Raw genomic sequence first — 22880 nt, 5'->3', positions numbered from 1 at the left:
TAATAGGTGCAGATCAGAGGTCTGTCCTGTTTGTCTAAAATAATTATTTCTGACAGTGACTAGATGGTTATTCTGTTACAAACTCTCATTCTCTCTCAATTACACTGTAATATTGTGTAAATCCAGCATCAATGACTAGTTTTGTGGGAACTTAACGCCATACTCTTGGTCTATTACTCTGCAATTATCTTACGCTACCTGTGATCTTGGTCGCTAAGGCGCTAAAGGGTGTGTATCAGTGCTATGGGAGGAAAGTAAAACAATGAGGATCTTCCAACGTTACAATCCGGCAAAAATCGCGATGTATGTCAAAACACTGTTTCGCGGCCGGTTGTATATCAAGGATATGGGGGCTTTTGAGTTTGATAAGGGCAAAATTTTAATCCCAAAAGTTAGGGATAAACGCCACTTTGAGGTGATGTCGGAAGTTAACCGGCAAGTGATGCGCCTACAAACTGAAATTTAGTCACATCCCCAACCAATTGAATTGCGGCCCCTAATTAGGGGCCGCTAATGTTTTCAGGAATCACGATTTTGGTTAGCTGGCCGGCTATGCATCGCTGCTTTCATGCGGCGCTTTTGGCAATATGGGGGTCGGCTGGTCACTGAATCTGGTCACTAATAACTGGTCGATTTTGTAGCTATCAATGTCTACCACTTCAAACTTGTAACCGGCATACTTGACGAAATCGGTGCGCTTGGGAATTTTGCGCAGCATATACATCATAAAACCGCCGATGGTTTCATAATTGCCGGATTGCGGGAATTCATCAATATGCAGAACGCGCATGACATCTTCAATCGGGGTCCCCCCCTCAATCAGCCACGAGTTTTCATCACGAGCCACAATCTGTTCTTCTTGCCCTTGGCCGACTAAATCACCCATCAGTGTGGTCATCACGTCATTCAGGGTAATTATCCCCACGACCAAAGCATATTCGTTGAGAATAACCGCGAAGTCTTCACCCGCCGTTTTAAAGCTTTCCAGGGCTTCAGAGAGTGTCAGTGTATCCGGCACAATCAACGCCGAGCGGATTTGCACCCCACTGCTGAGCACCAAACTTTGGTTGCCCAACACCCGGTTCAGCAAGTCTTTGGAGTCAACATAACCCACCACTTGATCGATATGACCATCACAGACCAAAAATTTTGAATGCGGATGGGTCGAAATCTTTTCTTTGATGCTGTCTTCACTTTCCCGCAGATCAAAATAAATCACACTTTCGCGGGATGTCATGGAAGAGGGGACGGTGCGAGATTCCAGCTCAAAGACGTTTTCAATCAGCTCGTGCTCTTGTTTGCGTAATACCCCCGCCAATGCACCGGCCTCCACCACGGCGTAGATATCATCCGATGTTATATCGTCATTGCGAACCATTGGCAGCTTGAATAGGCGGAAGATTAGATTCGCCATCCCATTGAAGAACCAAACTAATGGGCGACAAATCATTATGCAGAAACGCATCGGGTTGACGATCCGAACGGCAACCGCTTCAGGTGAAATCATACCGATGCGCTTCGGGGTTAAATCTGCAAACAAGATAAATAAGCTGGTCACCAGAACAAATGAGCAAATGAAACTGACTTGATCAGCAAGCTCCGGCGACATAATGCGTTCGAATACCACTTTGAAAGTAGGGGAGAATGCGGCATCACCGACAATACCGCCGAGGATTGCAACGGCATTCAGCCCAATCTGGACAACGGTGAAGAAGATCCCAGGGGTCTCTTGTAATTTAAGAACCCGTAAGGCGTTGATGTCGCCTTCGTCCGCCAGAAGTTTTAATTTAATTTTTCGCGATGCTGCCAGTGAAATCTCTGATAACGAGAAGAAAGCACTCACTGCGATTAAAAATAGAATCAGTAAAATACTGTTTAACATAATCTGTCCGTGTCGTACCGACGATAGCGCCGGCGATCGTAAGGAAGGGCCATACTGTTATTTTCGGTTAATTCAATTATTTTTGATGAATTCTAATGAGTTCAATGTTGAATTCAAGATGACGGCAGAAAGCCGCTATCGGGCTGAGTAAACAGCCCGTAGTAGTATAGCAGCAGCGGCAAGAGCGCCGCCAGCCTTACAAATTAGGTGGCATACAAACGCCAATGCCACCCAGGCCACAATATCCCTGCGGATTTTTGTATAAATACTGCTGGTGGTCATCTTCGGCATAGTAAAACGGTAGGGCGGTGGCGATTTCACTGGTAATCACCCGGCGGTCACCGGCTTTTTCCATGGCTTGCTGGAACAGTGCTTTGCTCTCTTGCGCTTGCGCTTCCTGCTCGGGTGTCAGCACGTAAATGGCTGAACGATATTGAGTTCCGACATCACCCCCTTGACGCATTCCTTGAGCGGGGTCGTGATTTTCCCAGAAAATTTGTAATAGCTGTTTATAGCTAATCATGGCGGGGTCAAAAACCACGCGCACCACTTCGGCATGAGCGGTACGCCCGCTACACACTTCATGATAGGTTGGGTTTGGGGTATATCCACCACTGTAGCCTGTGGCAGTACTATAAACGCCTGGTTGCTGCCAAAACAGGCGCTCGACACCCCAGAAACAGCCCATGGCGAAGATGGCAACTTCCATATTTTCAGGGATATGCGTCATGGAGTGCCCATTAACCACATGGAGAGTTGCTACTGGCATCGGTGTCAGTCGCCCCGGTAAAGCATTCGCCACATCAATGACGGTAGTTTTATCAAAATTTTGCACCACAATAGACTCCGACGTTTACAGTTAATCCTAAGTTTACAGTAAATAACTAACAAGATGTTTACAGTGAATGGTTATAGATAGTTGTATCTGATTGCGAGTTTGCACACAATAAGACTCACTCCACGTTAATATAGCGACTTAAGGTGGAGTTTTAGGGGTAATAGGCTTAGATCGGTCTTTGTACGCGGGATAATATACTCGTCATACTTCAAGCTGCATGTGCGTTGGCTACGTTCAATCACCCAAATCACTTACAAAACAGTAAGTTCATCGGGTTTCTCTCGCTTGCCGCCTTCCTGCAACTCGAATTATTTAGAGTATAGTGTGTTTGATTGGACTTTTTTTTCACACATGCCCGCAAGATCGTTTTTTACAGGAAAGTAGACCTAATCAGGAGTTCGCGTGCCACGATACCCTATTCTATGCTTTTTGTGTGTATTGCTCGCCACACCTATCGCCTATGCGGCCAATGTTCGGTTGCAGGTCGAGGGTCTTAGCGGGGATTTAGAGAGAAACGTCAGGGCGCGTTTATCAACAATTGGCACTGATGAAATCACGGCTGATGGGCGTTTTCGCGCGCGGGTGGATGAAGCTATTCGTCAGGGGCTACGTGCTTTGGGGTATTACGACCCCACCATCACTTTTGATTTACAACAGCGCCCAGCGCCCGCACGGTCAGTTTTAATCGCCAAAGTGGTTCCCGGAGAGCCAGTCTTGATTGCCGGTGTGGATATCGTGCTGCAAGGTGGGGCGAAAACTGATCCCGACTATCAGGCGCTGGTACGCCGCGATACACCCAAAATTGGCTCGGTGCTTAATCATGGCGATTTTGATAATTTTAAAAGTTCATTGACCGGCCTGGCATTACGCCGGGGTTATTTCGATGCCAATATGATCAAAAGCCAGCTAGGCGTTGCCGCAGAACTGCGCCAAGCTTTCTGGGATATTGATTTCGACAGCGGCGAGCGCTATCGCTTCGGTAAAGTTATCTTTCAAGGCTCGCAAATCCGTGAGGATTTTCTGCAAAATTTAGTGCCATTTCATGAGGGGCAATTGTACTCCGCGGATGATCTGGCTGAACTGAACCGCCGTCTTTCTGCGACTAACTGGTTTAACTCCGTGGTGGTCTCACCCGATTTTCGCGATGCGAAAAAAACCAGAATTTTGCCGCTCGATGCCGTCGTGACGCCACGAACCGAGAATACAGTGGAGTTGGGGGGCGGTTATGCGACGGATGTCGGCCCGCGTTTGACCGCCAGTTGGCGTAAACCTTGGGTGAACTCCTACGGCCACAGTCTTACCACCAGCACCAGTCTCTCGGCCCCTGAGCAGACGCTGGATTTCAGCTATCGCATCCCGCTGTTAAAAAATCCGCTCGAACAATATTACCTGTTGCAGGGCGGTTTTAAACGCACGGATCTGAATGACACCAAATCAGATACCACCACCCTTAACGTCGCCCGTTTCTGGGATTTATCCAGCGGGTGGCAGCGGGCAATCAACCTGCGTTGGAGTCTGGATCACTTTACTCAGGGTAGTGTGACGGACACCACCATGCTGCTGTATCCGGGGGTGAGCATTAACCGTACCCGCCAGCGCGGTGGCGCAATGCCGGTCTGGGGTGATAGCCAGCGCTATTCCATTGATTGGTCTGATACTACCTGGGGGTCTGATGTTGATTTTGGCATCTTCCAGGCGCAAAACGTGTGGATACGCACCTTGGGTGAGAAAAACCGTTTTGTCGTGCGCGGCAATTTGGGCTGGATTGAAACCAATAATTTTGACCGTGTGCCGCCGTCACTGCGTTTCTTCGCCGGTGGGGATCGTAGCATTCGCGGCTATAAATTCCGTGATGTTTCTCCGCGCGACAGTGAAGGTAAGTTAACCGGCGCCTCTAAATTGGCCACCGGCTCCCTCGAATATCAATATAACGTTACCGGCCGATGGTGGGGGGCGGTATTCGTTGATACCGGTGAAGCGGTAAATGATATTCGCAAGAGTGATTTAAAAACCGGTGCCGGGGTCGGGGTGCGTTGGGCTTCCCCGGTTGGCCCGATTAAGCTGGATATCGCGAAACCTATTGGTGACAACGAAGCACGTGGCGTGCAATTTTATATCGGTTTGGGGCCTGAACTATGACTCGCATAAAAGAACCGACGCAAATAGAGGAACAGATGCCGGTAAAAAAACCGATGCCGGTAAAGAAACTAAGGTGGGTAAAGAGACTCAGTATTGCGTTTCTGCTCATTATCCTGCTGTTGGTCGGAACTGTGGCGGGCTTACTCGGCACCACCAGCGGTTTGCATTTTTTGATCAACAGTGCCGCGCGTTGGGTACCTGGCTTGGATATTGCCAGTGTCAGCGGGGGCTGGCGTGACCTGACACTCAAAGGTATTCAGTACCAAATGCCGGGTGTCAGTGTCAAAGCCGGGCAGTTCCATTTGTCTTTACAGCTCTCATGCTTGAAACGCAGTGAACTGTGCGTCAATGCGCTGACCGCACAAGATGTGGATGTGGTGGTGGATACCAAAGCTATGCCACCCGCGGCAGAAACCCCAGCCAGCACGGAGCCGATGGGCGAACTCAGTACCCCGTATCCTATTACCTTACGTTTGCTGTCGCTGAATAATGTCAAAGTGACTATTGATGACACCGCGATTTCGCTGGATGAATTCCGTACCGGCGCACATTGGCAGCAGCGGGCGTTAGACTTGATGCCGACTAAAATCAGTGGGTTATTGATAGCATTGCCGAAAACCGTGCCCGCTATTGTTCCTGATGCCGCAAAACCTGCGGTTGAAACCGCCATCGCCGTCAAAGAAGCGGTTGAGCAACAGGCCGCAGCTCCCGCACCCTCTGAAACCCCACTGGGCGAAACCTTAAAAGAACTGTTTGCCCAGCCGCTATTGCCCGAACTGCCGGACTTCCGGCTGCCACTGGATTTACAGATTAAAGCGATCTCAGGGCAACAGCTCCGGCTGACCGGCGATACCGATGTGCTTATCACGAGTGTTTTACTGCAAGCCAGTACCCAAGCAAACCGTATCATACTGAATACACTCGATATAAAATCGCCACAGGGGACATTGTCTGCCCAGGGTGAGGCAACACTGGCGGATAAGTGGCCACTGAGTATGACCGTCAACAGTGGGTTGAACATTGAGCCACTGAAAGGCGAGAGAGTGAAGCTGACTGTGGGAGGCGCACTACGTGAGCAACTCAAGGTCGCGCTTAATTTGTCCGGCCCGGTCAGTGCGCAGTTGGAGGCCGAAACCGCGTTGGCGCAGGCGGGTTTGCCAATGGCACTTACCCTGCAAAGCAAGCAATTGCGTTGGCCACTGAGCGGCGAACCTCAGTTTCAACTTGATAATCTCAGAATGCGGCTTAATGGGCAGGCGACAGATTATGCGCTGTCCATTCGCTCGGATTTTAAAGGAACCGACTTGCCGCCCGCGATTTTCACTTTGGATGGCAAAGGAAATGTCGAGCAATTCAATCTGACCCGCTTACGTCTGGCGGCACTGCAGGGGAATACTGACCTGACCGGCGTGGTGGATTGGAGCAAAGCTATTAGTTGGAACTCGGTATTAACCTTATCAGGCATTAATACCGCCAAACAGTGGCCGGAATGGCCAGCAAAACTGGATGGCAAGATTGTGACTCGCGGTAGTCTCCACGGCGGTAGCTGGCAATTACAGGTGCCGGAGCTAACACTGGACGGCAATGTAAAACAAAATCGCGTCACGGCGCGCGGTTCATTGACCGGCAATGCAGCGGGCCAGTGGCATATTCCTGGTATCAATCTGGCATTAGGGCGCAATAAGCTGGATGTCAAAGGCGACCTGAATGATAACTGGCTGCTTGATGCCAATGTCGATGCGCCACAACTGGATGGCGCGTTGCCGGGGTTGGGCGGTGTGGTTAAAGGGACGCTGAAATTACGCGGGAACCTGAAAGCGCCGCAGTTGTTGGCGGATCTCACTGCGAATCGTCTGCAATGGCAAGAATTGACCATTAACCGGGTCAAAATTGATGGCGATGTTCGCTCGACAGATCAAATTCAGGGCCAGTTAGCCATCAGAGTCGAGCAACTCAAACAAGCTGACTTGGTGGTCAGCCTCCTGACGTTGGATGCCCGTGGCAGTGAAAAACAGCATCAGTTGCGCCTGAATATGCAAGGTGAACCGGTTTCCGGCCAGTTGGCACTGGAAGGAAGTTTCGACCGGCAGCAGGAGCGTTGGCGTGGAACGCTGAATAACACGCGCTTTGATACACCGGTGGGTGAATGGCGCTTAAGCCGTGCCATGGCGTTGGATTACCAAAATACCCTCGAGCGGGTCACCATTGGGCCACATTGTTGGCTTAACCCGAATGCCGAGCTTTGTGTACCGCGTGCGATTGAAGCGGGGCCGAGTGGGCAGGCGAGTGTCGTCCTTAATCGCTTTGATTTAGCGATGATAAAACCTTTCCTTGGCCCGGATACCACCATGAGTGGCGTGTTTACCGGGCGAGCGGATGTGAATTGGACCGCCGGTGGCAACTTGCCGGATGTGCGGGTGTCACTCAGTGGTAATGGCGTCAAAGTCCAGCAAATGGTGCAGGGCAACCCGCTGCCGATTGCCTTTGAAACCCTGAATCTGAATGGTGGCATAGCGAATGGGCAGGTGCGGGCCGACTGGTTGATTAAGTTGGTGAATAATGGTCAATTCTCCGGGCAGGTGCAGGTGGCTGACCCGGAAGGGCGGCGTAATTTATCCGGTAACATTGCTATCAGTAATTTCTCGCTAGCAATGATTAACCCGATTCTGAGTGACGGTGAAAAAGCCGCGGGGACATTAAACGCCAATCTCCGTTTGGGCGGTAATGCGAAAAGCCCGTTAGTCTTTGGGCGCTTGGCGCTGGATAACGTGGATGTCGATGGCAGTTGGATGCCATTTGATATCACCGAAGGGCGTCTGGTGATGAATTTTGACGGGATGACCTCCACGCTGGAAGGGCTGATTCGCACCTCTCAGGGGCAACTCAATCTTTCCGGCGATGCCGACTGGCGTGATATCAATGCCTGGCGGGCCAGAATTGCGGCTAAAGGTAATAAGTTGCGGGTCACTGTGCCGCCGATGGTGCGGATTGATGTTTCGCCGGATATTGTTTTTGAAGCCACGCCGCAGCTGTTTACCCTCAATGGCTCGGTCGATATCCCATGGGCGCGTATTACCGTGCAAGAAGTGCCGGAAAGTGCTGTCGGCGTCTCACCTGATGAAGTGATGCTCAATAATGATTTGCAGCCAATTTCACCGCGTTCAACCAGTATTCCGATTAACAGTAATCTGGTGATTCGGGTGGGTAATGATGTTCGCCTGAATGCATTTGGCTTGAAAGCGCGTCTACAGGGCGATTTGAAAATGGTGCAGGATCAGCGCGGGTTGGGGCTGAATGGGCAGATTAATATCCCATCTGGTAGCTTCCGCGCTTATGGGCAGGACTTGATTGTTAACAAAGGGATATTGCTGTTTTCCGGGCCACCGGATCAGCCGTTACTTAATATTGAGGCAATCCGTAACCCTGATGCGACCGCCAACGGTGTGACGGCAGGTGTGCGGGTGACCGGCATGGCGGATTCACCACGGCTGGAGATATTCTCAGACCCAGCGATGTCGCAGCAAGAAGCATTGTCCTATTTATTACGCGGGCAGGGCTTGGGTAATTCAGGGGCCGACAGCGGCCTGATGACCTCAATGCTGGTCGGTATGGGTGTGGCGCAAAGTGGTAAACTAGTGGGTAAAATCGGCGAAGCATTTGGTGTCAGTAACCTGGCACTGGATACCCAAGGGGTTGGCGATAGCTCACAAGTGGTGGTGAGTGGTTATGTCACCAAAGACCTACAAATAAAATACGGTGTGGGTATATTTGATTCGCTGGCTACGTTAACATTACGTTATCGGTTGATGCCAAGGTTGTATCTGGAAGCGGTGTCTGGTATTGATCAGGCATTGGATGTGCTTTATCAGTTTGAGTTCTAACAATGCGAATTATTGTCTACGGCAGTTTACGGCGCAAGCAAGGTAATAGTCACTGGATGACGGACGCCCAGTTGTTGGGCGAGCATGACCTTGAAGGCTTTGATATGTACAATTTAGGTCATTATCCGGCAGTTGTCCCCGGAGATGGTACCGTGCATTGTGAAGTTTATCGTATTAACTCGTCTATTATGAATGAGTTAGATGAACTAAAAAGTAATACTAAGGATTATCGGCGTGAATTGATCCAGACGCCTTACGGCAGTGCCTGGATATATCTTTATCGTTTACCGATTGAAGGGTTACCACGTATTCACAGTGGCGATTGGCTCAAGCGCAATGAAGAAAATGAAAATCCACAAAGCTAAGCACCCATAGAAAAAATAAAAACACCGCACAATGGCGGTGTTTTTGCTGTTCACTCAAAAGGCACCTCTTCATGAGGTGCTTTTTGCTATGTACTTTTTTCAATGTAAAACAGAGGGTTACTTCTTCGCACGCTCGAAAGAAGACAAGATCTCAGCTTTAGCTGCGGCGGCATCTTCCCAACCGTCAACTTTCACCCACTTGCCGCTTTCCAGATCTTTATAATGCTCAAAGAAATGTTTGATCTGAGCTTTCAGCAGCTCTGGCAGATCTTGAACGTCTTTAACGTGGTCATATTCTTTGGTCAGTTTGCTGTGCGGAACCGCAACCAGCTTGGCATCTTCGCCCGCTTCGTCAGTCATTTTCAACACGCCAACTGGGCGGCAACGAATAACTGCACCTGGTTGCAACGGATACGGCGTTGGCACCAGCACATCAACCGGGTCCCCATCTAATGACAAGGTGTTGTTGATGTAACCGTAGTTGCACGGATAAAACATGGCGGTAGACATGAAGCGGTCTACAAACAGAGAACCAGTCTCTTTATCGATTTCATATTTGATCGGATCTGCATTGGCAGGGATTTCGATCACAACATAGATATCTTCTGGCAGGTCTTTACCTGCAGGTACGTCGTTCAAGCTCATGTCGGTTTCCTTTTATCAAACCAGAAATGGAGTGCTGGCTATTATAGCCAAGTCTTCTCTGAATTCCTGTCCTTTTCATTGCTTGATGGCGGTGAGATTACCTGAATCAGGGCTATTTCATTGAGATAAAATCCCGTCATTAGCTAAATGCATCTATTTTAAGCTGTTTTCCCGGTGACAGTTCAAGACGACTCTGTGATAGCCGATAACTTGATCAAACAATAAGACCGCCCGCTGTACTGCTAACACTTTGTAATCTTAACCATTTGCACACAACCGGAAAAAAACCGATGTTAAAAAAGATTACCATTAAAAATGGGCTTATTGCTCAATTAAGCCTTATGTCATTGATTTTATTAATTGTTAGTATCATTGGCGTAAATTCAATTCGAGAAAGCTCACGCGCATTGCAAGTTATCAATCAAATCCAGGGGGAGGAACTGGGATCATTATCGAATAGCTTCAATGCCACATTAAGCGCCAGAACTGAAGCCGCACTGGCAATCCATCAGTTAGAAATTGGGCTGATTGATGAATCATTAGAAACAGCAAAGCAGGCCGAAGAATCGTTGGCATTGTCACAAAAAGAGATGGCCCATTTTATTAGCGCGGTATCTGAGCGGGGAGACGGGCAGACACTGGCGACTAATATCCAGAAAAGCTATAAAGATTATGTAGATAAGGGTGTTACCCCCATGCTGGTTGCTATTAAAGCTGGCCATGCTGATGAGTATTATGAGGTGCTGGAAAAGAGCATTACGGCTATCAGTAAAGCTTTTAATAATGATGTCGTGGCTTTTCGCAGTTATGCGCAGAATGCTGGCCATCTACAAATTGATAAAGCCAATAGTGACGCCAGCATCAAACTGACGATCATTGTGGTTGCGGGGATAATTACCTTAACTTCTGCAGTGCTGGCTTGGTTTGCGCTTAAATACATTATTTTACGGCCATTGGAGCAATCAATTCATCAGTTGGAATATATAGCCGCTGGAGATTTAACCCACAGTATTAACAGTGAAGGCAACACGGAATTGGCTCGGCTGGCAAGAGCACTGGAAACCATGCAGCAATCGCTGGTGGTGTCTGTCAGTAATGTGCGCGATGTTGGTGAGCAAATTGGCGTGGGTTCGCGGGAGTTAGCCGCAGGTAACAACCATTTAGCCGCACGAACCGAAGAATCGGCATCTTCATTAGAACAGACTGCGGCCAGTATGGAGCAGTTGACCTCGACAGTGAAAATGAATGCTGAAAACTCAGATCAGGCTAATCGCCTGGCGATGAGTGTGTCGGACATCGCCAATAAAGGCAGCAAAGTCGTCAGTCATGTTGTGGATAAAATGCAGGCAATTACCACCAGTTCGCGCCGCATCTCCGATATTATTGCCGTTATTGACGGCATTGCGTTTCAGACTAATATCCTGGCGCTTAACGCCGCAGTTGAAGCAGCCAGAGCCGGTGAGCAGGGGCGGGGTTTTGCGGTGGTCGCGGGCGAAGTCCGTAACCTGGCTCAGCGCAGCGCACAATCAGCAAAAGAAATTAAAGATTTGATTATTGAATCGCAAACTCGGGTGCGGGAAGGTGCGGATATGGCTGAATTCGCAGGGAAAACTATGCATGAGATTGCTGATGAAGTCAGCCGCGTGACGGCATTGATGCGCGAGATATCAGCAGCTTCTTATGAGCAAAGCAGCGGTATTGAACAAGTGAATGTAGCAATTGCTCAAATGGATCAGGTTGCACAGCAGAATGCGACATTGGTCGAACAGGCCGCTGCGGCGACGCGTTCATTGGAGGAGCAAGCTGATGCATTGTCAGCCAGTATGGCGGTATTTAAATTACAGGGTGATGAGCTGGCGGTTATAGCATAAAAAAACAGCGGCTTAGTGGCCGCTATTTTCGGATACAAAACGTAAATATCCAGCCACCCGATAGGTGGTTTTAGGTTGATGTCAAACCTACTTAGAGTCCTGCGATAGAAGGATTTACCGCACCTAGGGGCACTCCGGTGGCTTACGCCACTACGACCCCAACGGCACGATTCTCCTTCATTTGACTTTGTCAGTAGTCTGAGCCACCCAATAGGTGGCTTTTATCATATTACTGAGCTTCTTCATCCGGGAATTTGGCGATAAAGCCTTCGGCATCTTCTACCATGGATTTTGTGCCGACGAAGAAAGGTGCGCGCTGGTGCAGTTTCTCCGGCACGATATCCAGAATGCGATTAACCCCATCAGTAGCTTTCCCGCCAGCTTGTTCTGCCAGGAACGCCATTGGGTTGCATTCATACAGCAAACGCAGTTTCCCTTGCGGATGGCTGGCTGTACTCGGATAAATATAAATACCGCCTTTCAATAGGTTACGATGGAAGTCAGCCACCAGCGAGCCAATATAGCGCGAGGTATAAGGGCGGTGAGTGGCTTCATCCTGCTCCTGGCAATACTTAATGTATTTCTTCACACCCAGAGGGAATTTAATGTAGTTCCCTTCGTTGATGGAATACATGCAACCGGTTGCGGGATAACGCACTTTTTCGCCGGATAAACAGAAAACACCCAGTGACGGATCATAAGTGAAAGTATGGACGCCATAACCCGTGGTGTACACCAACATGGTTGAAGAACCGTACACCACATAACCTGCGGCAACTTGTTTGGTACCCGGTTGCAGGAAGTCAGCTTCAGTAATCGGTGTACCAAATGGTGTGATGCGACGATAGATAGAGAAAATAGTACCGACGGACACATTCACGTCAATATTTGAAGAACCATCCAGTGGGTCCATCAGAACCACATATTTGGCATTTTCTGCGCGGCCACCATCAAAGATAACAATGTCATCTTCTTCTTCGGAGGCGATACCGGCCACTTCGCCACGCGCTTTTAGGGCTGCTTTCAATTTTTCATTGGCAAACAAGTCCAGTTTCATCTGGTCTTCGCCCTGAATATTTGAAACACCGCTCGCACCTAAAATATCAACCAGACCTGCTTTGTTGATGTCGCGATGAATGATTTTTGCGCCGAGTTTGATTGCTGAAAGTAATGCAGTTAATTCGCCGGTGGCGTGAGAGAAATCCAGCTGCTTCTCAACGATGAATTCGCCTAACGTTTTCATGACACAATCCCTGAATCTACGGTTAAATATCGATTTATTAACGAACAACTCACTTAATGGCAGCAGTGTAGCCCAAAGGTGAGAATGATTCATAGGCAATTCCATTTCTTCTCTTTGATTCTGAGCGGTAGAATGGTGACAAACTCGAAGCTTATTAATACGGAAAATTTATGCGCATTCACATATTAGGTATCTGCGGCACTTTTATGGGCGGCTTGGCCATGCTTGCTCGCTCATTAGGTCATGAAGTGACGGGATCGGATGCTAACGTGTATCCACCGATGAGCACATTGCTGGAGAATCAAGGGATCAATTTGATCCAAGGGTACTCTCCGGCTCAACTGGATCCCGCGCCGGATCTCGTCATCATCGGCAATGCCATGACTCGCGGTAACCCCTGTGTTGAAGCGGTTTTGGAACAAGGAATTCCTTATACTTCTGGCCCACAATGGTTGCATGATCATGTGTTACCGGAGCGCTGGGTATTGGCTATTGCCGGCACTCACGGTAAAACCACCACTGCCGGGATGGTGACCTGGATACTGGAAGCTTGCGGTTATGAGCCCGGTTTTGTCATTGGTGGCGTGCCAGGTAATTTTGATGTCTCTGCCCGTTTAGGTAATAGCCCATTCTTTGTTATTGAAGCGGATGAATATGATTGCGCCTTCTTTGATAAGCGCTCTAAATTTGTTCACTACAGCCCAAGAACCTTGGTTATGAATAACCTCGAGTTCGATCATGCTGATATCTTTGATGATCTTAAGGCGATCCAGAAGCAATTTCATCATTTGGTGCGCTTGGTTCCAGGAACAGGCAAAATTATCGTGCCGGATAATGACAATCATTTGAAACAAGTGATGGCTATGGGCTGCTGGAGTGAACAAGAGCTGGTGGGCGAAACGGGTAGTTGGTTTGCACGTAAAGTTGCGGTAGATGCCAGTGTCTATGAAGTGTTCCTCGACAATGAATTAGTGGGCGAGGTCAGCTGGTCATTGGTGGGTGAGCATAATATGCATAATGGTTTGATGGCCATTGCCGCCGCTCGTCATGTGGGCGTGTTACCGGCAGATGCTTGTCGGGCGCTGGGTGATTTTATTAATGCGCGCCGCCGATTAGAATTACGCGGTGAAGCTCATGGGGTCACGGTTTATGATGATTTTGCTCATCACCCCACGGCAATTCTCGCGACACTGGCGGCCCTGCGCAGCAAAGTGGGTGGAACTGCACGAATTTTGGCTGTATTAGAACCGCGTTCTAACACCATGAAGTTAGGGATGTGTAAAAACGAACTGGCGCCTTCATTGGGCCGAGCTGATGAAGTGTTCCTGTTCCAGCCGCAGCATATTCCTTGGCAAGTGGTCGAAGTTGCCGAGGCCTGTATTCAGCCAGCGCATTGGAGTGCTGATATTGATACGTTAGTTGATATGGTTGTCAAAACAGCGCAACCAGGAGATCACATTCTGGTGATGAGTAACGGCGGTTTTGGTGGGATTCACGACAAGTTATTGAATGCTTTGAGCCAAAAAGCAGAGCACCAAGCTCAAGCTCAGGAATAAACTGGATAAAAAAATCCCCCGCAAAGCGGGGGTAAAAGGGTTCGTCGGATAGACGACGAGGGATTATTTTGTTGCGGTGCTGATTTAATTCACCAACTTGTTTCAATCGATACTCTATTCAATATGCTGGAAATGAATGTTTCAACAGATTGAATAAACCATCATGCTGGAAAGTATGCCCCTACGAGCGGGGCATTTACTTTCATTCTTAGCGCTTATGCTTATTTATAAATCTTAGCTGTTGCGTGCCAGCCATTGTCATCATTAATGCCAATGATTTTGTAAGCGGTAGCGCCTTTGCTATCTGCTTTATCGGCAATTGCCTGCTCAATATCAGAAGGTGCGCCAGTAATGCCGCTAACACTAATAGCCCCCAAATCAGTCATTTTGCTTGCTTGAGCTGCATCAACTGATTGTGCTGCTGATGCGCCGAAAGCGACAACAGAAAGTAAGCTTAAAGCTGTTAGAGTTGTTTTGATTTTCATGATGATTATCCTGGATAAGATTTAACAACCCAAAAACGCTTATCATGTATTTTGGTGCTTTTGGCTTGTTGATTTTACTGTTTATTTAACGTGAATTTTAATGGTGATTTCGCCGCCATTCTTCAGGTGTTTATTACCGATGGCGGCCAACTTAACCATTATTGGTAAAAGCGATTATTGATAGATCTTGGCAGTAGCATGCCAATTATTCTCTTCACGAGCTTCAATCACTTTGTAAGCTTTAGCACCCATGGCATCTGCTTTCTCAGACAGCGCCTGACGGATATCAGAAGGTGCGCCATTCAAGCCACTGACGGTAATAGTTCCCATCGGCTGTAAGTTCGTGGCTTGGCTTTCACTGATGGAATCAGCTGCAAAAACACCAAATGACAGTGCAGATAGAATGCTCATGGTCGCGATAGCAGTTTTAACTTTCATTTTATTGCCTCTATTTATTCTTTTATCACTTCAAAGGAAGTGTGATTTACGTCACGAAAATGAGTATACATCTAGTAACTAAGAATATTAATAGCTCGCTAATAATATTTAACGTCACTTTACCTGTTGTTATTACTTTTTAAGAACTAAAAGGAATAAAAAATGATTAAAAAACAGCATGTTTGTTAAAAAAGGTATTTATTTCAATGAAATGAGTGTTTTTGACTAAAAGTGCGAAAGCGTATGGTGGGTTTGACCGCAAATAAGAGGAAAACAGAATTATTTTGTGGCTTAGAGAGAAATAGGGAGTCAGATACCCTGGTTAGGGTTAAAGAGGTCGATGAAAAGGGAATAGAGAGAAAGGGATCAAAAGCATAATGCGGCGCATCATCACGCCGCACCAGATAAATACCGAGTTAAAGTTCTTGTTCGAACAAACGGAGGATAGCTTCATGTAACTGTTCGACAGTGAAACCTCTGGCCGGCGTAGTGAAAATGGTGTCGTCACCAGCAATACTGCCAAGAATACCTTCCGCTTTACCTAATGAGTCCAGCAGGCGGGCGATCAACTGTGCCGCTCCTGGGCTGGTATTAATCACGACTACCGAATCGTTATAGTCGACATCCAATACCAAGTTTTTTAGTGGGCTGCTGGTTGTCGGAACCCCTAATTCAGCCGGTAAACAATAAACCATCTCCATTTTTGCATTACGCGTTCTGACGGCACCAAATTTGGTCAACATACGCGAAACTTTGGACTGGTTAATATTTTCGAAACCTTCTTCCTGCAAGGCTAAAACGATTTCACCTTGAGAACTGAATTTTTCTTCTTTCAATAACGCTTTAAACGCCTTGATAAGATCTTCTTGTTTGGCGGGGTTACGCATTGTTTATGCCCTGAACAGTCAATCGTGAATAGGATTATTATGCATATAAATGAATTTTTATGCAACATGACTATGGAGTATTGGCGATAAAAGCCCTGATATCAAGGTACGCTGGAATGTTAACATCATCTTACTGTTACAATTATGCTAAATAAGCTTTTATTAACATTTGGTTTGAGTAGCTAAAATGTTATTAAAATGATGTTGTTTTGATGTGAAAAAAGGGTGTAATGTAACCGCCGATTAACCTGTCATGAATACTGCGAGGAATTTTAGAATAATGTGCGCTATATCATTAATGAATAAGCGATTTACTCTAAAATATACAAACCTTATGCGCCTTTTTGATGCGTGATATCTCAATCTGACTGTTAATAGATTGTGTTTAAAATCGCAATAAATTAAGGTTCGTAAATAGATGAATTCACGGCAAATTTAAATTAAATATAATAAGGAGTATAGGATGAAAGTTGCAGTTCTCGGTGCCGCTGGTGGTATCGGCCAGGCCCTCGCTCTTCTACTCAAGACCCAGCTTCCTTCAGGTTCAGATCTCTCATTATACGATATCGCCCCAGTGACCCCTGGTGTTGCGGTTGATCTGAGCCATATCCCGACCGCTGTTAATATTAAAGGCTTCAGCGGTGAAGATGCTACTCCAGCCCTGGTAGGGGCAGATATTGTTCTGATCTCTGCGGGTGTAGCACGTAAACCTGGTATGGACCGTTCAGATTTGTTCAATGTTAACGCCGGTATCGTGCGTAACCTGGTTGAGCAAATTGCGCGTACTTGCCCGAAAGCATTAATTGGTATCATTACTAACCCCGTTAATACCACGGTTGCTATTGCAGCAGAAGTGCTGAAAAAAGCCGGTGTTTACGACAAAAACAAATTATTCGGTATTACCACACTGGATGCCATTCGCTCAAATACCTTTGTGGCTGAACTGAAAGGTAAGCAACCTCAGGATATCGAAGTGCCGGTTATTGGTGGCCACTCAGGTGTGACCATCCTGCCATTACTTTCACAGATTCCAGGTATCACCTTCACAGAACAAGAAGTTATTGATCTGACAAAACGTATCCAGAATGCAGGTACTGAAGTGGTTGAAGCGAAAGCCGGTGGTGGGTCAGCGACCCTGTCTATGGGGCAAGCTGCGGCGCGCTTTGGTCTTTCTTTGGTTCGCGCTCTGCAAGGCGAAAGCAATGTTGTGGAATGTTCTTACGTTGAAGGCGATGGCAAATATGCCCGCTTCTTTGCTCAGCCAATTCTATTGGGCAAAAACGGCGTAGCAGAACGTAAAGATATCGGCAAATTGAGTGCTTTTGAACAACAAGCGCTGGAAAGTATGCTAGATGTCCTGCACAAAGATATTGAGTTAGGCGAGCAGTTCGTCAAATAAATCTGTGTAGCAGGGGCTAAAGTAGCCCCTGAAATGACACCATCAACCGCCAAAGTCGTTTATTGGCGGTTTTTTTATGCCTGGGCAACAGGCTGGCGAATCCTCACTTTTCGGTCGATAAGGGCACCGGTTTTTGAATCAAAATAGCGTGTTGGCCAAATTTCGGAAGGATGAATGTCCAGGCATTCTGCAATCAACCATTCCCCCTTGGGCCAAGGGCGTGTTAGCGCATTAGCCAGTGTGGATGAACTTAAACCTGCTTTGCGAGAGACCGCCGCCAGAGTGGTGTCTTTCTTACGTAGTGCAGCAATGATGTCGGCAGGGTGCCAATCAGATTTCCTTAAAATCATCTTTAATCCTTTTTTTTTCTAAGCCGCTGACGTGTTAGTGATATAAATAACGGTACATTGTTAATCGTACGATGAACAGAAAGTAATCATTTAGAAGTATACTAACATTTATTTTCTGAAAGATTTTAAATGTTTTCTAAATATTCCTTTTTTGTGTCATAACGCATATTAGGAAGCAACACCATGAAAAAAGAGTGGTTTGCCGCTAAGGAATTGGCAGGTCTTGATGGGTTACCGTCATCACCACAAGGGGTCAACCTCATGGCTAAACGTGAGGGATGGGAACAGCGCCGCCGCCGTGGTGTTCAGGGTAAGGCTGTCGAGTATCACATTGAGAGTTTACCTGTCACTATATTGAATTCATTACAGTTAAGAGAAGAGCCAGCTCAATATACGGCAACGCGACAGGACCCTCTGGTGCTATGGGTTGAAGCGTATTATCGTTTTACCGCGGCTGAGCGTGAACAAGTTATCGCATTTATTTTTCGTGAGGGCGCTAAAAGCTTAATAGAACGACTAACGATAGATGAGCGTGGATAATGGCGGGCCAGGTACAGCTTTTGTCATAAATGAAACATAATATATTTAGGGTATTTAATTCTTTAATATCAAAGTATTTATGTGTCTTTCACTGTTTTGGTGTCAAAAAAGAAAACTCCGGCATAATACGCCAGAGTTTCCTAATGGTTTCTTAAAACGAGCGTTGAACAGCAATGTGGGCCAACCCTTCCAGTGCCAGTCGATATTCGCTTTCAGGGAGAATCTGCAAAGCAGCAATGGCTTTATCGGCTTCTTCCTCGGCGCGCTGACGGGTGTAGTCCAGTGAGCCGCACTGCTGCATAGCCACTAATACTGGCTCCAGTAAATGGCGGCCATTTCCTTCTTCAATGGCTTGCCGAATCATTGCGGCTTGCTCTGACGTCCCATTACGCATGGCATGCAGTAAGGGGAGTGTCGGCTTGCCTTCATTGAGGTCATCACCGGTATTTTTACCCAAAGTGGTGCCATCGGAACTGTAATCCAGCAAGTCGTCGATAAGTTGGAAAGCGGTGCCCAGATAGCGGCCATAATTCTGTAATGTGAGCTCCTGCTCTGGCGTGGCGTCAGACAATATAGCCGCAGACTGTGAAGCCGCTTCGAACAAGCGCGCTGTCTTGCTATAGATGACCTGCATATAGTTTTCTTCGGTGATGTCCGGATTATTGCAATTCATTAACTGCAAAACCTCACCTTCAGCAATCACGTTCGTGGCTGCTGACATCAATGTAAGCACCCGCAGTGATTCAAGGCTGGTCATCATCTGGAATGAGCGCGTATAGATATAATCGCCCACCAATACACTGGCAGCATTACCAAAGGCGGCGTTGGCCGTAGCCTTACCTCGACGCATATCGGATTCATCGACGACATCATCATGCAGCAGAGTGGCTGTATGAATAAATTCAATCAATGCTGCGACCGTGATATGTTTGGTCCCTTGATAGCCAAGCGCTCGAGCCACCAAAACAGCGATCATGGGGCGAATTCGTTTGCCGCCGCCACTGATAATGTAATGGCCCAATTGATTGATGAGAACAACATCAGAGTTCAATTGGTCGAGAATGGTTGTGTTTACAGCCGCCATATCTGGCGCGGTTAAGTCGATAATCTTTTCTAGGTTCATTGTTATATTCAGCTGTTTTTCTCTTTAACTGCGATGAGATTACCGCCCACATTATTACATGACGTTCCCTGAGACTATGATTGTACTTGAAAAATCCATCAAATAAACGAGATGTAAGAAACTGTGCTTTTTTTCTTCTCTTGGGCTGATTATATACTTGTCATTCACTACATTTTTGCGTAGAATTCGCGCCCTATTGTGAATATTTATAGTGCGCTCTGGACTACAAAAGTGGAGTGCGCGGAAAGCGGAGTTTTATATGTACGCGGTTTTCCAAAGTGGTGGTAAACAACACCGAGTAAGCGAAGGTCAGACCATTCGCCTGGAAAAGCTGGACATCGCAACTGGTGAAACTGTTGAGTTTGACCAAGTTCTGATGATTGCTAACGGTGAAGAAATCAGTATCGGCGCTCCTTTAGTCGATGGTGGCAAGATCAAGGCTGAAATAGTTGCTCACGGTCGTGGCGAGAAGATTAAGATTGTTAAATTCCGTCGTCGTAAGCATTACCGTAAGCAGCAAGGTCATCGTCAGTGGTTCACTGATGTCAAAATCACCGGCATCAGCGCTTAAGATTTAGGAGAGCGGATAAATGGCACATAAAAAGGCTGGTGGCTCGACTCGTAACGGTCGTGACTCCGAAAGTAAACGTCTTGGCGTAAAACGTTTTGGCGGCGAAGCAGTTCTGGCAGGCAGCATCATCGTTCGTCAGCGTGGCACTAAGTTCCATGCAGGCATCAACGTTGGTTGCGGCAAAGACCATACTCTGTTTGCTTTGGCTGACGGTAAAGTCAAGTTCGAAGTTAAAGGTCCGAAAAACCGTAAATTTATCAGCATCGAAGCTGAATAAGTTTTTCGCGTCCTGTAAATAGATGTAAGCCCTGCAATTTCGTTGCGGGGCTTTTTACATTTCTGGGTTAACCCCCCTGGTAAAAAATGGATACGAAGCAGCAGGCTGGTTTAGGTATTTTTTTGGCACTGACCACTGCCGTATTCTGGGGTGCCTTGCCGATCGCAATGAAGCAAGTGCTCGAGGTCATGGAGCCTTATACCATTGTTTGGTATCGTTTTATGATGGCGGCTATCGGCTTGGGAATTATTCTGGCTTCACGTCGTCAGTTGCCCTCGCTTAAACTTTTTAGCCAACGTCGCTGGTTGGTGTTACTGATTATTGCGACCTGTGGCTTGCTGGGGAATTTCATCTTCTTCAGTTCATCATTACAATATCTCAGCCCGACCACATCTCAGGTCATTGGGCAACTTTCACCCGTCGGGATGATGGTTGCCAGTGTGCTGATTTTAAAAGAGCGGATGCGCATCAACCAGATTATTGGTGCGATTATGCTGATTTGTGGCCTGATGTTATTTTTTAACACCAGTTTGCATGAAATTTTTACTCGTTTGACTGATTACACTCTTGGCGTGGTATTGGGGGTTTGTGCCGCGGTTGTCTGGGTGAGTTATGGTGTTGCCCAGAAAGTGCTATTAAGGCGTATGGCATCGCAACAAATCTTATTATTGTTGTACACTTTATGTGCAATTGCATTGTTCCCACTCGCAAAGCCAGCGGTTATTTTTCAGTTAAATGGGTGGCAGTTTGCCTGTTTATTATTTTGTGGGGTTAATACCCTGGTTGGTTATGGTGCTTTGGCTGAGGCCATGGCGCGCTGGCAGGCAGCGCAGGTAAGTGCGCTCGTCACATTGACGCCGCTATTTACCTTGTTTTTTTCAATTTTATTGGCGCTGGCCTGGCCAGATATGTTCGCCGCACCATCTCTCAACCTTGTGGGATATGTCGGCGCATTCGTGGTGGTGGCAGGTGCAATGTTTTCCGCAATTGGGCACCGTTGGTGGCCACGTCGGACAGAGATAAACCCGGTTGCTGCGCAAAAATAGCAGCCTGGTGAATGATTTACGGAGAAAGTAAATGAAGTTTGTTGATGAAGCTACGATTTTGGTTGTAGCCGGTGACGGTGGTAACGGTTGTGTCAGTTTCCGTCGCGAAAAATATATCCCTAATGGTGGCCCTGATGGTGGCGACGGTGGTGACGGTGGCGATATTTACCTGCTGGCTGATGAAAACCTCAACACGCTGATTGATTACCATTTTGTGAAATCTTTCCGTGCTGAACGTGGGCAGAATGGTCAGAGCCGTGACTGTACCGGTAAACGGGGTAAAGACATCACCATTAAAGTCCCAGTGGGCACACGCATACTGGATCAGGGGACCGGTGAGATTGTCGGTGATATGACCCGTCATGGTCAGCGCCAGATGGTCGCAAAAGGCGGTTTCCACGGATTAGGTAATGCCCGTTTCAAATCCTCAGTTAACCGTGCCCCGCGTCAGAAAACTATGGGTACTGAAGGCGAGACTCGTGATCTGACGTTAGAGCTGTTACTGCTGGCTGATGTCGGGATGCTGGGGTTACCTAATGCGGGTAAATCAACCTTTATCCGCGCGGTTTCTGCCGCTAAACCAAAAGTTGCTGATTATCCATTTACCACTCTAATCCCAAGCTTGGGTGTGGTGCGTATGGATTACGAGCAGAGCTTTGTGGTTGCCGATATTCCTGGTCTGATTGAAGGCGCTTCAGAAGGTGCTGGCTTGGGTATTCGTTTCCTAAAACATTTGGAACGTTGCCGCGTGCTGCTGCACTTAGTTGATTTGGCACCCATTGATGAATCTGATCCGGTTCAAAATGCCAAAGTCATTATTAATGAGTTGCAACAATACAGTGAAAATCTGGCTAAGAAGCCGCGCTGGCTTGTTTTCAATAAGATTGACCTGTTAGACCCAGAAGAAGCTGAAGCACGCGCTAAGGCCATTGTAGAAGCTCTGGGATGGGAAGATAAGTATTATATGATCTCGGCTGCCAATCGCGACAACGTGAATGCGCTGTGCTGGGATGTCATGAACTTCATTAACTCGCAACCCAAAGAGATGGCTATTGCTGAAAGCGCGCCAGAAAAAGTTGAATTCATGTGGGATGACTATCACCGTGAGCAACTGGCTGAAGTGGAAGCAGAAGCGGAAGATGAAGACGATGATTGGGATGAAGAAGATGATGACGGCATCGAGTTTATCTACGAACGTTAATTGTCTCGTTGTTGTTTTTCAGTAAAAATTATAGTTTTCCAGTAAAGATTATAGTTTGGTAGTAAAAAATAATTGAAACAAAGGCTACCTTTCATGGTGGCCTTTTTGTTTATAAAACAGATGATTATAAAGTTGATATTTGA

21 protein-coding genes are annotated in these 22880 nt (G+C 47.3%); 12 read left to right on the top strand and 9 right to left on the bottom strand.

Going from position 1 to position 22880, the window contains the following annotated elements:
- Nucleotides 1-262: 262 nt before the first annotated feature.
- Entirely contained in the window at nt 263-466 is a 204-nt protein-coding gene (locus tag DX162_RS03925) for a DUF1107 domain-containing protein (RefSeq protein WP_011815437.1), read from the top strand.
- Nucleotides 467-550: 84 nt separating this feature from the next.
- On the opposite strand, the gene paeA is transcribed toward DX162_RS03925, so the two are convergent.
- Both paeA and msrA read right to left on the bottom strand, forming a co-directional pair.
- A complete protein-coding gene (paeA, locus tag DX162_RS03920; RefSeq protein WP_004392501.1) occupies nt 551-1882 on the bottom strand; it encodes a polyamine export protein PaeA in 1332 nt (443 codons plus the stop codon).
- Nucleotides 1883-2078: 196 nt separating this feature from the next.
- Complete coding sequence (msrA, locus tag DX162_RS03915) at nt 2079-2717, bottom strand: peptide-methionine (S)-S-oxide reductase MsrA (RefSeq protein ID WP_080548369.1); 639 nt, start codon at nt 2715-2717, stop codon at nt 2079-2081.
- A 405-nt stretch (nt 2718-3122) separates the two neighbouring features.
- On the opposite strand from msrA, the gene tamA reads away from it, so the two are divergent.
- Genes tamA through DX162_RS03895 form a run of 3 tightly spaced genes read left to right on the top strand, consistent with a single transcriptional unit; the run spans nt 3123 to nt 9105 of the window.
- Complete coding sequence (tamA, locus tag DX162_RS03905; RefSeq protein WP_032819262.1) at nt 3123-4859, top strand: autotransporter assembly complex protein TamA; 1737 nt, start codon at nt 3123-3125, stop codon at nt 4857-4859.
- Between the two features lie 53 nt (nt 4860-4912).
- A complete protein-coding gene (tamB, locus tag DX162_RS03900; RefSeq protein ID WP_193754088.1) occupies nt 4913-8740 on the top strand; it encodes an autotransporter assembly complex protein TamB in 3828 nt (1275 codons plus the stop codon).
- Between the two features lie 2 nt (nt 8741-8742).
- Nucleotides 8743-9105, top strand: coding sequence for a gamma-glutamylcyclotransferase family protein (locus DX162_RS03895; protein WP_004389203.1), 363 nt, complete (start codon nt 8743-8745; stop codon nt 9103-9105).
- Nucleotides 9106-9222: 117 nt separating this feature from the next.
- Here the strand turns inward: DX162_RS03895 and ppa are convergent, their stop codons facing one another.
- Nucleotides 9223-9750, bottom strand: a complete 528-nt coding sequence (gene ppa / locus DX162_RS03890; RefSeq protein ID WP_004389204.1) for an inorganic diphosphatase — start codon at nt 9748-9750, stop codon at nt 9223-9225.
- A 290-nt stretch (nt 9751-10040) separates the two neighbouring features.
- Here ppa and DX162_RS03885 point away from each other — a divergent pair, with 290 nt between their 5' ends.
- Nucleotides 10041-11621: a methyl-accepting chemotaxis protein gene (locus DX162_RS03885; RefSeq protein WP_004389205.1), complete on the top strand. Its 1581-nt coding sequence runs from the start codon at nt 10041-10043 to the stop codon at nt 11619-11621.
- A gap of 229 nt (nt 11622-11850) precedes the next feature.
- Here the strand turns inward: DX162_RS03885 and fbp are convergent, their stop codons facing one another.
- Nucleotides 11851-12864, bottom strand: coding sequence for a class 1 fructose-bisphosphatase (gene fbp, locus DX162_RS03880; RefSeq protein WP_004389206.1), 1014 nt, complete (start codon nt 12862-12864; stop codon nt 11851-11853).
- A 170-nt stretch (nt 12865-13034) separates the two neighbouring features.
- Between fbp and mpl the strand changes: the two genes are divergently transcribed.
- Complete coding sequence (gene mpl / locus DX162_RS03875) at nt 13035-14420, top strand: UDP-N-acetylmuramate:L-alanyl-gamma-D-glutamyl-meso-diaminopimelate ligase (RefSeq protein WP_004389207.1); 1386 nt, start codon at nt 13035-13037, stop codon at nt 14418-14420.
- A 221-nt stretch (nt 14421-14641) separates the two neighbouring features.
- On the opposite strand, the gene DX162_RS03870 is transcribed toward mpl, so the two are convergent.
- The 3 genes from DX162_RS03870 to argR all read right to left on the bottom strand — a co-directional run bounded on the left by DX162_RS03870 (nt 14642) and on the right by argR (nt 16230).
- Nucleotides 14642-14905 (bottom strand): YdgH/BhsA/McbA-like domain containing protein, encoded by a 264-nt coding sequence (locus DX162_RS03870; protein WP_004389208.1) that lies wholly within the window; start codon nt 14903-14905, stop codon nt 14642-14644.
- Between the two features lie 174 nt (nt 14906-15079).
- Complete coding sequence (gene yhcN / locus DX162_RS03865) at nt 15080-15343, bottom strand: peroxide/acid stress response protein YhcN (RefSeq protein ID WP_004389209.1); 264 nt, start codon at nt 15341-15343, stop codon at nt 15080-15082.
- 416 nt (nt 15344-15759) lie between these two features.
- On the bottom strand, nt 15760-16230 hold the full coding sequence (gene argR / locus DX162_RS03860; protein WP_004389210.1) for a transcriptional regulator ArgR: 471 nt from the start codon (nt 16228-16230) through the stop codon (nt 15760-15762).
- 463 nt (nt 16231-16693) lie between these two features.
- Here argR and mdh point away from each other — a divergent pair, with 463 nt between their 5' ends.
- Nucleotides 16694-17629, top strand: coding sequence for a malate dehydrogenase (gene mdh, locus DX162_RS03855; protein ID WP_004389211.1), 936 nt, complete (start codon nt 16694-16696; stop codon nt 17627-17629).
- A gap of 74 nt (nt 17630-17703) precedes the next feature.
- On the opposite strand, the gene DX162_RS03850 is transcribed toward mdh, so the two are convergent.
- On the bottom strand, nt 17704-17979 hold the full coding sequence (locus DX162_RS03850) for a helix-turn-helix domain-containing protein (RefSeq protein WP_004389212.1): 276 nt from the start codon (nt 17977-17979) through the stop codon (nt 17704-17706).
- Between the two features lie 183 nt (nt 17980-18162).
- Between DX162_RS03850 and DX162_RS03845 the strand changes: the two genes are divergently transcribed.
- On the top strand, nt 18163-18519 hold the full coding sequence (locus DX162_RS03845; RefSeq protein WP_098081007.1) for a DNA-binding protein: 357 nt from the start codon (nt 18163-18165) through the stop codon (nt 18517-18519).
- A 151-nt stretch (nt 18520-18670) separates the two neighbouring features.
- Here DX162_RS03845 and ispB read toward each other — a convergent pair whose 3' ends face one another.
- Nucleotides 18671-19642, bottom strand: a complete 972-nt coding sequence (gene ispB / locus DX162_RS03840; protein ID WP_004389214.1) for an octaprenyl diphosphate synthase — start codon at nt 19640-19642, stop codon at nt 18671-18673.
- A gap of 259 nt (nt 19643-19901) precedes the next feature.
- Between ispB and rplU the strand changes: the two genes are divergently transcribed.
- The 4 genes from rplU (at nt 19902) to cgtA (ending at nt 22737) form a co-directional block, all read left to right on the top strand.
- Complete coding sequence (rplU, locus tag DX162_RS03835; RefSeq protein ID WP_004389215.1) at nt 19902-20213, top strand: 50S ribosomal protein L21; 312 nt, start codon at nt 19902-19904, stop codon at nt 20211-20213.
- Nucleotides 20214-20232: 19 nt separating this feature from the next.
- Nucleotides 20233-20490 (top strand): 50S ribosomal protein L27, encoded by a 258-nt coding sequence (gene rpmA / locus DX162_RS03830; protein ID WP_002210179.1) that lies wholly within the window; start codon nt 20233-20235, stop codon nt 20488-20490.
- Nucleotides 20491-20576: 86 nt separating this feature from the next.
- Entirely contained in the window at nt 20577-21536 is a 960-nt protein-coding gene (locus DX162_RS03825; RefSeq protein WP_004389217.1) for a DMT family transporter, read from the top strand.
- Nucleotides 21537-21567: 31 nt separating this feature from the next.
- A complete protein-coding gene (gene cgtA, locus DX162_RS03820) occupies nt 21568-22737 on the top strand; it encodes an Obg family GTPase CgtA (RefSeq protein ID WP_004389218.1) in 1170 nt (389 codons plus the stop codon).
- The last annotated feature ends 143 nt before the right edge of the window (nt 22738-22880 follow it).

Source organism: Yersinia kristensenii, assembly GCF_900460525.1.
GTDB classification, from domain to species: domain Bacteria; phylum Pseudomonadota; class Gammaproteobacteria; order Enterobacterales; family Enterobacteriaceae; genus Yersinia; species Yersinia kristensenii.
Note: the sequence above shows the minus strand (reverse complement) of the source record. Positions and strands in the feature narration are given on the sequence as shown.